We start from the raw sequence: 12905 nt of genomic DNA, 5'->3' as shown, positions 1-12905 counted from the left end.
ACCCTATAATTTTTGAAGCCAACTTTTAGTCGACCCTATCTAATTGCGGATTACCTTTATTCTTTATGTAAAGATGAAATGCTCGTTTTTTTGCGTTTTAAAATGTTGTATGGGATTATAATATGCCTTTTAATTTCTTGATTAATCCTAAATCTGCAGGTAGCCAATCTACTGAATCTAATGTTTCTTTAGTAAGCCATTTGGCAGATTCGTGTTCTAATAGTGTTAGTTTTCCTTCAAGAATTGTACAAATGAAACATTCCATGGATAGGTGGAAGTTTGGATAGTCATACTCGACGGTATCAAAGTATTCTTCAACTTGGATGGTTGTATCTAATTCTTCTTTGATTTCACGAACAATGGCTTGTCTACTTGTTTCATTCGGTTCTACTTTTCCGCCTGGAAATTCCCATCCGTCTTTGAATTCACCATAACCTCTTTGGGTGGCGAATAATTTATTACCATCTTTAATAATGGCGGCTACTACGTGTATTGTTTTCAAAAAATCACTCCTCTACAATATATCGATAAATGTCTTCTCTTACGGGTGTATCTAATTGCCATAAGATTTCGACGGCTGTTTTTTGTGTGTTTGGCATCATAAATTGTTTTGTCTTATCAATTTCTGCTTGCATGTTACCTAAATAATAGAATTCTTTACTTGTTTTATCATCTTTGTTTTTTCGCACAAACAAATGAACTTCAATACCTCTATCTTTGGCATATAAGAAGTTTTGTACGTCATCACTACTAGTGGTTCTTCCGGATTTGGATATCGCAATCAATTGACTTTCATTGATAAAATGATCTTCATATTTGATTGTATCTTGAATATCATTTGCCTTGTCATAATTGATAAAGACAGGGAATGTTTTGGTTGTTTGATCATATTTGTATCCGCCAATGTTTAATGGAACTTCATTGTGTTGCCAATTTAACAAGCGACATGCATCTTCATATGTATATTTTTGGTAGAGTACAAAGTTTGTATCTTTATACGTATTCTTATAATGTTTGTTATATTGATCCAATGCGTATTCAATGATTTCTTTTACCATGGATTTAAATTCTTTGTTTTCTAAACATGTCTTAAATGGTTTTGAAATTTTATTATCTTCCATAAAAATACAATCTTTAAATGTATTCTTTCCAGAACCGGTTGGAAATTCATTGGTAAAAATATTGATTACATTTGTATATTCATTTTTTGATAGATTATTAGGGAATATATCAATTTTATCTTCTAAAATATTGCTTAATATTTCAAGTTCAATCTTTCTTTTTCCATTGGCTAGTTTTGTACAAATAAATTTAATAAAGCTTTCTTCAAGTTCATTCAATCTTATTTTATAATCTTTTTCATATTTCTTTAAAAAGGCGTAGTAAGATCCTAATGATTTGTTGTCGAAAATTCTTTGTACATCAATTTCTCCATAGGTTTCAAAATCCATAAGAGTAGGAATTCTTCCTAGTTTATTCTTTAGATTTTTATAACTGTCCTTAATGAGTTTGATATCCGCAAAGTTAGCTGTATCAATGGAAGCAAATATTTGTTTCTTACTGATTTCATCAAAGTGAATTGTACTTGATCTAGGAATGATTCTTTCGCCTTCAAGTACATAGCGTCTTATGTTGTCTTTATTATAAGAACGATCTCCAGATAGGGCGATTGGAATCATAAAGTTATTTTTGTAGTTTCCAATGAAATCTAGAATGACAACATATTCTTTGTCTTTTGATTTTCTTAGGCCTCGACCTAATTGTTGCACAAAGACAATGGGTGATTGCGTTGGTCTTAATAACACAACTTGATTAATTTCAGGAATGTCCACACCTTCATTAAAAATGTCTACGGTTAATATGTATTGTAGATAGTCACTTCTTGTATTGGATATTAAGCGATCAATCGCATCTTCTCTTTTTTCTTGAGAATCATCGCCACTCAAGGCTAGGGTTCTATATCCTCTTAGATTTAATCTTTCACTAAGGGCAGCCGCTTCTTTTTTTGAACTACAAAACATGAGTCCTTTAACACGTTCTCCACTATATCCATAATAGTTGGTTTGTTCGATAATGTAGTCGACTCTTTGGTTGGATGTTAAATAATTGAAGTCTGTAAAATCGGTTTCGTTGCCGTTTGTTAAAAAGTCGGTAATGTCAAAATAGTGGAATGGACATAATAAGTTTTCTTCTAATGCTTGTTGAAGACGAATCTCGTAGGCAATATTATGGTCGAAGGCTGCATATACATCAAAGTCATCCGTTCTTTCTGGGCTGGTACTCATTCCTAGCCAGAATTTTGGTTTAAAGTAGTCCATGATTTCTTGATAGCTTTTAGCTCCGATGCGATGGGCTTCATCAATGATGATCGTATCAAATGTATTTGGATCAAAATTAGAATACACTTCCTTTTTAGACATTGTCTGCATGGTTGCGAATAAGTAGTCTACATTGGTATTTTTACTATTTCCGGATAATAGTCCAAATGTTTTTGTGTTGCCAAATACATTTTTATAGCTTTGAAGAGCTTGTTTTGCGATTTGTTCTCTATGTACTAGAAATAAGGCTCTTTTTGGATTTTGGTCTTGCAGCGCAAAAGCTGAGGCATATGTTTTTCCTGTTCCGGTTGCACTGATTAATAGGGCTTTTGATTCGTTAGAATTACGGATATTTCTAAGACTTGAAATAAAAGCCTGTTGCATAGAATTTGGGATCAGTTGTTTAGAAGGTAATTTAATTTCTTCTTTTTGTTTCACTTTTTTGTATTCTTCATAATGCACTCTATAAGCACCAATAAATGCATTGTAGGAATATGTATTTGGGTGATTCCATAATTCTTCAAATTCATCTAACATTTCAGAAACGAATTCACCGGATTTTGTAGAAACAATTTTCGTATTCCATTCGCGATTTGTCGTTAGAGCCGTATTTGTCATATTGCTAGAACCTACAAGAATTTTATAGATTTCATCGGATTGAAAGATATATCCCTTGGTATGAAAACCATTCTTTGAGTCTGGCACTAGATACATCTTAAGTTCAATATTGGAAAATGTAGCTAGTTTGTCTAAGGCTTTTGGATCACTAAAAGCTAAATAGTCCGTTGTTAGAATTTTACCTTTGATGCCTTTATCTTCTAGCGTACGAAGAGTTTGAAGCAAGGGGGTAATTCCTCCCATGGTAATGAAGGCTACACTGATTAGAAAAGAGTCGCAGTGTAATAGTTCATCTTCAATGGTGCTTAATACTTTTCTTCCATTCTTATAATCGTTTGAAATAAATTGTGGTCGATATAATACGTTGGAAGATATATTTTTGTCTAGAAATGCGGTGGATAGTCCGCTTTGTATATTTTGATAGTTCATACCTAATATTATACCAGCATAAAAATGAAATCATAGATCGAAAAGGTTATAATAATTTAGTAGAAAGAACATGGGTATGAATATGGAATTTATAAAGAACGATGTGTATTCTGGAGAACTGGATTATCGAGCTTTTGGGAGTATGTTGGATCATCCTACGCAGTGCTACAAATTTTATTGGTTAGAAGCTATCATGAATTTGATGCTGAAAAAATATCGTTTTTCATTTGACGAAATCTTTGATGAAATGATTGTGTCAGCTTGGTATACAGTAACACAGTATCATTTGTTTTTGGGCCCAATGATTGAAGGAGAAAGAAGAGATGCGATCAATCGAGCTATTGATGTCTTGATTGAAAATACGGCTTTAAATGAGAATTCTAAACCAGATGAAATTCGTAGTGTATTAAAAGAACAGAATCATTTGGTTTTGGAATATAAGCGAAAGTTGGCAAAGAATGTTCCCTATAAATTATTGAGTAGTTTTTCATCTGAACTTACTCAGGATAAAGGGGATGCGTATCGTATTGAATATATTCAAATATTGAATCAAGAAATTCATCTGCCTTATATTATTGAGAATGGAGTTGGGATTGGTAAGTGTGTTGTTTTGCAGGAAGCTTGGATTCCTTTCTTAATGGATAATTATTTGATCATTAAAAATTGGATTCAGTATAATAAGATTCAATTTCTTCAAATGATCAATCCGGGCGTGCCTGGAATTATTAATAAACTGGATGATGAAAGGAATAATGTAAGGCATTTAGAAAGAGTTCGTGAATTGTGGAATGCGCATATTGAAGTGTCAAATAAAGAAATTGTGGATATATATACAGGTAATAAATTAGAATCTACGTTTGATGTGGATCACTTCATTCCGTGGTCTTATGTAGCACATGATGAAATGTGGAATTTGATACCGAGCAATGCGAGCGCAAATCGCTCAAAGAGTAATCATTTGCCAGAGTGGGATTTGTACTTTAATAAGATGGCGAATATGGAGTATGACTTATATAAGAGTGTTGTAGAATATGATTCAATACATAAGCTATTTGAGAAGTGCTATGCCAAGAATCTTCAGTCTTTGTGGGCTATTGAAGAATTGTATGTCAAAGAAAATACGGAATATGAGTTTAAGTATAAGTTAGAAGCGCATATGCATCCTTTGTATGAGGCGGCTAGAATGCAGGGGTATATTGAATGGAGAATATAATAATTTCAAAAGAGTTTCTAGATTGGTATGAATATTATAATGAGTGTAAAGAAAAGTATTCAAGTTTAGTAAAGGATGTAGAGAATAAACTAATTTGTGGTGAATATAAAGATATTGAACTTTCTTTTACAAATATGAATACGAATAATTTGAATCGTGATATAGATAGTCTTGAAAAGATTCGTATATTAATGATGCAGGGAAGTACAAGTCAGATTAATGTAGAAATTGAACTTGTGAAAGAAAAAATGTTAGAGTCTTGTCAGAATGTGAACTTTGGTATATTGTGCAATCCTTTGGCGAGTATGCTTTATCGTATGATTTTGGATTCAAGTAAAATAAAGAAACATATTGATGATGTTTCTAAACAATGTAAAGAAAATGATTTTTATATTTCTGTATTTATTCCTGTTTATTTAAGACACTTTTATGCCTCAATTTGTGAAGAGTGTATAAAGGGATATAGTTCATATGGTTTTATGGAGTTACTAAATTCTTTAATTGACGAAGGTAAGTTTAGTGAAGCTTGTAGTCTTTGTCCAATTTATGAAGAAATATATATTCAGGCTAATAAAAAGGGTTTACTAACTAAAGAGTTAATACAGGTAATGCAGCAGTATGGTGTAGATGTACCTATTACTGAGAAGAATGAAACAGAGTTGCCTGATTTACCTAAAAAAGCAGAGAGAAAGAAGTCTAAGAAATTAGATATAGAAACACGTAAGAAAATCGTTGGTGATGGAGTTAAGAAAATCTTGGATATGAGTGATGATGAGCTGATTCGAAAATATGATGGTAAATCAGAGGATGAAGTTCAAAAAATGCTTTATGAAGAGCCTTGGTGTGAGGATGATTATTTTGATGATGATCTACTTGCGTTTCTTAGTGTATTAACATGTATGAGTATTGATTTTGAGGATGCCTTTATTAATTGGTTGGCTCATTTTATATTTAGAAGATTGCTGGATATACATAAGAAAGTGATGGTTGAATCACCTAAAATGGTGAAGACAACTCCGTCTAAAGCACAATCTTTAAAGATTCGTAAGGTAAATCAGGGTGGCATTTCATCTAATAAGAGTGTAACAAGATCTTCAAAGATTTGTAGTGGGCATGTGAGTCAATCTTCTAGAAAGGTAAATCAAGCTAGGGCTTCAGTAGCTATTAAACAGGAAGAAACGTTAAATGGTAAGGGTGGAATTATTTTTTTGATCATTATTGGACTTTTATTTGGATATGGCTATATGTCTTTGAAAAAGGAAGAGGCAGAATGGGATATGGCACAGAAGCAGTATCGTATTGAGAGTAGACGAAAAGCTGAACAAAATGAATTTAGGGAAAGGGAAGAAAAACGTAAAAAGAAAGAGGGACAAAGTTCAAACTCATCATCTTCTTCGTCTTCATCTTATGATGAAGGAAGTGATGATGCATATTCTGGTGATTATGATGAGGATCGTTATGATAATGATGAAAGTTATCGTGATGGTGTAGATGATATGTTGGATGAACTGGGAGAATAAAGAAATATACAGTGAAAGAATCGTTGAATGTATGTATACTCACGAGTAGTATACTTACGAGTATACAAATTTATTCGGAAGGCTTTTGTCTTGCGAACAAGACAAAAATATATAAATATTGTCTTGTGCATAAGACAAAAAAGTATTAATATTGTCTTGTGAGTAAGACAATATCTACATATGATAAGGCAAAGGAGGTTGGTACATATGAATCGAGATATTTTGAAACAAATAATAATTGATCAGAAGGAGATGTATCTTGATAATCCATTGATTTTTAGGGATTATGATCTAGAAGAAAATGTAAACTATTGTTTTGTCGGTATTCGAAGAACGGGAAAATCATATATGATGTATCAACAGATTCATAACTTAATGAATGATGGAATTCCATCGTCACAAATTGTATATGTGAACTTCGAGGATGAGCGTTTATTGGAAGTTGGTGTGGATGATTTAAATACAATATTAGAGATTGGTATTGAATTTTCTGGTTCGAAAGGAAAACCATACTTGTTTTTAGATGAGATTCAGAATGTTGATGGTTGGGAAAAATTTGTTCGTAGAGTTGCGGACATGAAGTATCGAATCAATATCACAGGAAGTAATAGTAAGATGTTAAGCAAAGAAATAGCTTCTACTTTAGGTGGCAGATTCATGATTGTGAATGTATTTCCATATTCATTTAAGGAATATTTGAGTGCAAATCATATTGAGAATGTACGGCTTGATCAAATGAGTACGAAGCAGCGTGCAGATATTGTTAGTCAATATGAACAGTATGTGACGTGTGGAGCTTTTCCTGAATTGGTGGATATTAAAAATAAAAGAGTGTTTTTAAATAATATTTATCAAACTGTATATTTGCAGGATATCATCACGAGAAATAAAATTACAAATGATTTTGCGGTACGATTAATTTTAAAGAAGATTGCGGAGTCTGTAACGAAAGCTTTGTCTTTTAATCGATTAACGAATATAGTGAAAAGTGCTGGTATTTCTATTGGAAAACAAACGGTGATCAATTATGTAGGGCATATGTTGGATTCATACCTTATTTTTTCTTTGCAAAATTATGCAGCAAAACTTATTGAAAAAGAAACATCACCAAAATATTATTTCATGGATACTGGGTTACTAGGATTGATGTTGTTGGATTGTAAAACAGCTCAATTGGAAAATTTGGTTGCGGTTGAGCTGATTCGAAGATATGGATTTGAAAATGTGTATTTCTTTGAAAATAATATCGAAGTAGATTTTTATATTCCAAGTGAAAATTTGGCAATACAGGTGAGTATGCAAGTATTAGAGAATGTAGATACTTTAGAACGTGAAACTAGGGCATTTGTGAAATTGAATGATTTCATTCCAAATACAAAGTGTCTTCTCATCACAAATAGTGAGGAAACAAAATTGAATTGTGATGGAATCAAGATAGATGTGGTTCCAATTTGGAAGTGGTTATTAGATTAAAAGGGAGATTGACGCTTGTGGTCGATCTCCTTTAATCCTTCATAGTGATATATTCATAGGTTGGTGTGAAGTTTTGGTTGTTTTGAAGCTTATAGTACTGCATAAAAATGCGGGTCATAATATTTGGAATTTCTGATTCCATTGGTTGGGATAGAATAATCAAATATTGCATAGCACTATAGCGTGTACAAACATCAACTTTTCGAATGTTTTTGTGGATGGCTTCACCCATATGTGTTAATGCTTCTTCAATTTCTTCAATGTATGGAAGTGTATCTTGTACGGTTTCCATCGTAACCATAATTAGATAACAATCCCATTGATTGCGAACCATCAATTGATGGATATATTCATATTGTCGAGTGAATTCTCTAAAGTCTAGACTTAAAGCGCCTGTATAGCTTCCGCTTGTTTGTAGGGATTTTGCGATTAATTTTAAGTCTGCCGTATTATTGGATGTATTTTTATGTTGAATCTGATTGTAGAAAGAATAGTTGTTTTTACCATTTTGTTTCACATAATATAAGGCTTTGTCAGCTTTTGAACAAGCATCTTCAAAATTATCATTTTTTGTGGTCATGAGCATACCGGCAGATAATGCTGCAAAGTGTGTTTCACTATCTTTTTCTATAGATTCTTTGAATTGCTTAATTAAATTTGAGATTGTGTTTTCAGCTCGTTCAGAACTAACATTAGGCAAAAAGAGTAGGAATTCATCCCCTCCCATACGACATGTGATTTTATCTAATGGAATGTCGAGTAATAATTTTCCTAAGCTTTTTAGTGCTCTATCTCCAGCTTTGTGTCCATAGACATCGTTGATTTTCTTTAGATTATCCATATCTAAAAAGATTAGGCTTCCATTTGTTTTTTGCATGGATGATGCAATCATTTTTTGTCCTACATTACGTACAGGAAGGCCTGTAAGGTAATCGTAATTCTTAGTGCCTTCCTGATCTTGAATGGTGGATACAACATCAGATATAAATTTATCAATAGTATTTTCATGGCTTTGAGTATTTTCGAGTTCTAAATTCAACAATGACTTATTATCCATAAGTTTAAGAAAGATTTCTGCAATTTCTGGATCGAATTGAGTGCCCGATTTTTTTTTGATTTGTTCTTTGATTTGTTCAAAACTAAGGGCATTACGATAGATTCTTCTTGAATTCATGGCATCGTAACTGTCGGCAATAGCTATAATGCGAGCTTGAATAGGAATTTCATTGCCTTTTAGTCCGTCGGGATAGCCAGTACCATCATAATGTTCATGATGACTTCTTGTGACTTCATCTAAATGAGGAATAATCGTTACATCTTTTACTATATCTTGTCCGATGATGGTGTGTTGTTTGATTAAATTGAATTCTTCCTGTGTTAATTTGCCAGGCTTATTTAAAATTTGATCTGGAATACCAATCTTTCCAATGTCATGTAAATATGCGCAGCTTTTAATGTTTTGAATTTCATCTTTTGTCCAACCCAGACTTTTTGCGATAATTGTAGCATATTGAGCAACACGCTTAGAATGGCCGCGCGTATATTCATCTTTGGCTTCAATGGTTGTAGAGAGTGTCTGCATCATTTGAAGTGTTATTTTTTTGTTTTCTTTCTTTTCAATTTCCAACTCCGTTTGATGGCGGTTTTCTTCTATGATATGAATCTTTTGGATGGTACGAAAAATATTGGTGAAGAGTAATATAATCATGCCTATGCCAATAAAAATACCTGAAATAGTTGCGACAAAATAAACAGATACAGATTCAATGGCAACACAGACTAGGACTAGAAAGAGTCCAATCAATAGAATGTAGTCGGATTTTGTTTGTTTGTTTTTGCGTATGTATTGCATCAAATGAATGAATATTAGGATAAACACAAAGACGAGTAGTAATTGTGCAACGGGCAACGTTTCAATGTAGTCTTTGACTTTAGTTAAATATAGAATGGAGGATATTGTGAAGTTTAAAAGTATGATATATCCAATGTTTTGATAAAGTCTTCGATGTTTTCCGTTTTGAATATTGTCGGCATAGAAGAGCATAGGTAAAGGACAAAGCATAATCATCACAAAACAAAGGGATGCTAATGCTGAAGCATTGGGAACTAGAATTTGTCGTATTTTGGATTCTCCAAGCATCCAGACTGAGCCCATAGCCATACACCATCCGAAGTATTCCATGTCAAAGTTAGTGTGATAAACGTGTTTTAGGGCAATTCCAAATAGGATGGATGTAATGCCGAAAATAAGGATAAAGAAGGCAATCAATGTTGGAAGACCATATTGGTTATATATGGCTTGCCAAATCTCGACTTGACTTCCACAATATATCTCATTCACAATGCCTGCATAATTAGGGGTATAGGTCGTTAATTCAATGCGTAATGTTTTTTTTGCATCCTTATAAGATGTAGGACAAAAGACATATCGACTTGCTGAATTTTTGCCAGCCATTCGCGTATCTTTTGTGGAGTATTGTGCACGCAATTTATTTCCTACATAAAATTTAACGTCTTGTAAAGAAGAACGAATCGCAAAAGCAGTATTATCATAATCTTTTGGAAGTGTTGTGGTAATGACCATTGTTTGGCCTGGCATTATTTCGTAAGTGCCTGGGACATCTATTTTTTGTTTAGAACCATCTTCTTTATTCCAGTAAAATGAGCCTGAATATAGGATGGATTCAGATGGGTTGTTATATTTTTGCTCGTCGGCACCAAATATTTGCATGAAAAGGAACCATCCTAAAATTGCAGCCATTAAGATGTAGAAGAGGTATTTTATCGTTTGAAAGTTATATTTTTGTGTATGCATAAGCAAATTCCTTTCACTATATTTAGAGTAGTATTTTTTTTGAAATGGCGCAATAAAAATGTTGACAAACCTAATGGAGCACTATAGAATATTATCGTTCTAAATAGAACGATAAGGAGAATGCATATGCACTTTTGGGATGAACATAAAACGATAACGAGATATTATGAGATGAAAATGTCGGGAGTTTGTGAAAAACACAATTTAAGACAGTTGGAGTATGACATATTAATGTTTCTTTACAATAATCCAAAATACAACACGGCTGCAGATATTGTTCGTATTCGTAAGTCAACAAAGTCTCATGTTTCCACTTCACTTAAAGTATTAGAAGATCGTGGCTTGATTGAAAGAAGAGTGGATCCAACAAATAAAAAACGTGTCACCATTCATTTGCTTCAACTGGCTAGTGAAGTAATTGAGGATGGTAAATGGGCGCAAAAAGAGTTTGCACAAGATATATTTGAGGGGCTTACTGAAGAAGAAATCAGAGTGTTTATGAATATATTTCAAAAAGTGTATAACAATGCAGAGAGGATGATTTCAAATGAGTAAAACTAACTATAAACCTAAAATGTCAGATTTGATGGAAGCAATTTTTGATGCTTGTTATTTGATCTTTGACTTAATTGCCGGAATCTTATTTTTTGTATATTCAAAAGGAAATTCATTATTTATTTTATATTGCGTATTAACATTAACATTATGTGGAGGAGATGCATTCCACTTGGTTCCTCGTATTAAAAGAGCTGTTTATGGAACAAATGACAAAATCAAAAGACAGCTTGGTATTGGATTGCAGGTATCTTCAATCACAATGACAGTATTCTATATTATTTTATTATTTATTTGGAAATCAACTTTCCCAACATTAACCGCTCCACTTTGGATTGAAGCTTTGATTTGGATTTCAGCCATTATTCGTATCGTAGTATGTTTCTTACCACAAAATAACTGGACTTCAGAAGAAGGAAACATGAAGTTTTCTGTAATTCGTAATGCCGTATTTGCGGTAACTGGAATTGGTGTAATTCTTTTGTATGCAATTTCAGGGAATATGTATGATTTACACTTAAACCGTATGGTTGTAGCTATTATTATTTCATTTGGTTGTTATATCCCGGTTACGTTATGGTCTAAGACAAAGCCTAAGATTGGGTTATTGATGATTCCTAAGACTTGTGCTTATATGTGGGTCATTATGATGGGATTGCAATTATTATTTTAGAATTTCTTCAAGAGAACGCTTACTCGACGTTCTCTTTTTCTATATGAATTTAGAAATTTAGAGCATCTAATTCAATGAAAATAGGTCATTTTAGATCAAATAGGAACAATCGTTACAAACTTATTGGAATTCACAATACTTTCACATTGGACATTTATAATAGGAATTGGCTACTGGATGTAGTAACGGTGAACCCTCTGAATTAAAAAAAGAAATCTGCTTGAGTTCTCGGCAGATCCTTCAATTTTTTTCAGGAGGACGTGTTGTATGTATATTTATCTATACATTGATGTTGCCATGTGTTTAATGGCACTAGTAGAAATACTTAGAATCACATTATTGATTATAGAAAAATGTAAAAGACACTAGTTCACATCACCACAATGGATTACTAGTGTCTTTTGACATTATCAATTCAGAGTGACCACTGCATCCAGTAGCCTTTCTGTATCTGTATTATACCGATAAAGGAAAGTTTATGCAAATAGGGAAGCCTTATTTTCGGATAAAAACAAGCAGTTAGAAGATGGTGTAAATGGATTGTATAGTCATATTATAATATAATTTACATATATTATGGAGGTGATGTTATGTATCATATACGAGAATCTATTAGGCCATCTGCTGATTTAAGAAATCACTATAATGAAATTTCAAAGCAATATCGGGAAGAGAAGGAAGCTGTAATTATTACAGTAAATGGACGTGGTGATACGGTTTCTTTATCTTATGATGAATACAAAAGTATGAAGTCAAGAATTGAATTGTTGAAATTGCTTGCAGAAGCAGATGAAGATGTTTTGAACGGAAGAGTATCACCTATTCAAGACATTTTTAATGATTTAAGAGCTATGTTAAAAGGAAAATAAAATGAAATATACTATTGTACGTACAGATACCGCAGATATTGTTATTCGAAAAATTGTAATGAATATCGCAAGAAATTTCGGTGAGGATATTGTATTAAAAAATAGATGATTTAGAAAAGAATATATATCTGGTGGAAGATAATCCATATTTAGGAACGATACCTAGATATCCTGTTTTAAAACGACAAGGCTATCAGGTGTTGATACTCGAAAAGGACTTGGTATTTTACAAAATCAACGAGGATAAAAAACAAATTATTATTTATGCGGGCGTAGATCAATGTCAGGACTATCTGAATATTATTCAAGGATTGTAAATTGTTTATTAAAAAATCAAAAATTTATAATGCAATCTAAGAACACTCGGGACTTTAGTCATGAGATGAATTAGATGTGCAGATGTTAGATAAATAATTTAAAAA

Annotated in this window: 9 protein-coding genes; 6 read left to right on the top strand and 3 right to left on the bottom strand. The window is 32.6% G+C overall.

Features of this window, described 5'->3' with window-relative positions; genetic code table 11:
• Window positions 1-115 precede the first annotated feature (115 nt).
• Together Q3907_RS09415 and Q3907_RS09410 are read right to left on the bottom strand one after the other, a co-directional pair.
• Entirely contained in the window at window positions 116-502 is a 387-nt protein-coding gene (locus Q3907_RS09415) for a (deoxy)nucleoside triphosphate pyrophosphohydrolase (protein WP_295644069.1), read from the bottom strand.
• Window positions 503-506: 4 nt separating this feature from the next.
• Entirely contained in the window at window positions 507-3365 is a 2859-nt protein-coding gene (locus tag Q3907_RS09410; RefSeq protein WP_301898090.1) for a DUF3427 domain-containing protein, read from the bottom strand.
• An 82-nt stretch (window positions 3366-3447) separates the two neighbouring features.
• On the opposite strand from Q3907_RS09410, the gene Q3907_RS09405 reads away from it, so the two are divergent.
• The 3 genes from Q3907_RS09405 to Q3907_RS09395 all read left to right on the top strand — a co-directional run bounded on the left by Q3907_RS09405 (window position 3448) and on the right by Q3907_RS09395 (window position 7571).
• The gene (locus tag Q3907_RS09405) at window positions 3448-4578 is read left to right on the top strand and encodes an HNH endonuclease domain-containing protein (RefSeq protein WP_301898089.1); all 1131 of its coding nucleotides are present in this window, start codon (window positions 3448-3450) and stop codon (window positions 4576-4578) included.
• Complete coding sequence (locus tag Q3907_RS09400) at window positions 4566-6098, top strand: hypothetical protein (RefSeq protein ID WP_301898088.1); 1533 nt, start codon at window positions 4566-4568, stop codon at window positions 6096-6098. Before Q3907_RS09405 ends, Q3907_RS09400 begins: the two co-directional genes overlap by 13 nt.
• Window positions 6099-6305: 207 nt before the next feature.
• Entirely contained in the window at window positions 6306-7571 is a 1266-nt protein-coding gene (locus Q3907_RS09395) for an ATP-binding protein (protein ID WP_301898087.1), read from the top strand.
• 31 nt (window positions 7572-7602) lie between these two features.
• Here Q3907_RS09395 and Q3907_RS09390 read toward each other — a convergent pair whose 3' ends face one another.
• A complete protein-coding gene (locus Q3907_RS09390; RefSeq protein WP_301898086.1) occupies window positions 7603-10302 on the bottom strand; it encodes an HD domain-containing phosphohydrolase in 2700 nt (899 codons plus the stop codon).
• Window positions 10303-10512: 210 nt separating this feature from the next.
• Here Q3907_RS09390 and Q3907_RS09385 point away from each other — a divergent pair, with 210 nt between their 5' ends.
• The 3 genes from Q3907_RS09385 (at window position 10513) to Q3907_RS09375 (ending at window position 12483) form a co-directional block, all read left to right on the top strand.
• Entirely contained in the window at window positions 10513-10941 is a 429-nt protein-coding gene (locus Q3907_RS09385) for a MarR family winged helix-turn-helix transcriptional regulator (protein WP_301898085.1), read from the top strand.
• Complete coding sequence (locus Q3907_RS09380) at window positions 10934-11614, top strand: hypothetical protein (RefSeq protein ID WP_301898084.1); 681 nt, start codon at window positions 10934-10936, stop codon at window positions 11612-11614. Before Q3907_RS09385 ends, Q3907_RS09380 begins: the two co-directional genes overlap by 8 nt.
• 590 nt (window positions 11615-12204) lie before the next feature.
• Window positions 12205-12483 carry a type II toxin-antitoxin system Phd/YefM family antitoxin gene (locus tag Q3907_RS09375; protein ID WP_295644902.1) on the top strand — a complete coding sequence of 93 codons (279 nt, stop codon included), beginning with the start codon at window positions 12205-12207 and terminating at the stop codon, window positions 12481-12483.
• The last annotated feature ends 422 nt before the right edge of the window (window positions 12484-12905 follow it).

The organism is uncultured Holdemanella sp., assembly GCF_958348295.1.
GTDB lineage: Bacteria > Bacillota_I > Bacilli_A > Erysipelotrichales > Erysipelotrichaceae > Holdemanella.
This window is presented reverse-complemented; position numbering and strand designations above follow the sequence as displayed.

Bases quoted from the DNA above. Each gene is read 5' to 3' on its own strand.
- Q3907_RS09375 (WP_295644902.1), top strand. From the start codon at position 12,205: ATGTATCATATACGAGAATCTATTAGGCCATCTGCTGATTTAAGAAAT.
- Q3907_RS09410 (WP_301898090.1), bottom strand. From the start codon at position 3,365: ATGAACTATCAAAATATACAAAGCGGACTATCCACCGCATTTCTAGAC.
- Q3907_RS09405 (WP_301898089.1), top strand. From the start codon at position 3,448: ATGGAATTTATAAAGAACGATGTGTATTCTGGAGAACTGGATTATCGA.
- Q3907_RS09380 (WP_301898084.1), top strand. From the start codon at position 10,934: ATGAGTAAAACTAACTATAAACCTAAAATGTCAGATTTGATGGAAGCA.
- Q3907_RS09400 (WP_301898088.1), top strand. From the start codon at position 4,566: ATGGAGAATATAATAATTTCAAAAGAGTTTCTAGATTGGTATGAATAT.
- Q3907_RS09390 (WP_301898086.1), bottom strand. From the start codon at position 10,302: ATGCAAATATTTGGTGCCGACGAGCAAAAATATAACAACCCATCTGAA.
- Q3907_RS09395 (WP_301898087.1), top strand. From the start codon at position 6,306: ATGAATCGAGATATTTTGAAACAAATAATAATTGATCAGAAGGAGATG.
- Q3907_RS09385 (WP_301898085.1), top strand. From the start codon at position 10,513: ATGCACTTTTGGGATGAACATAAAACGATAACGAGATATTATGAGATG.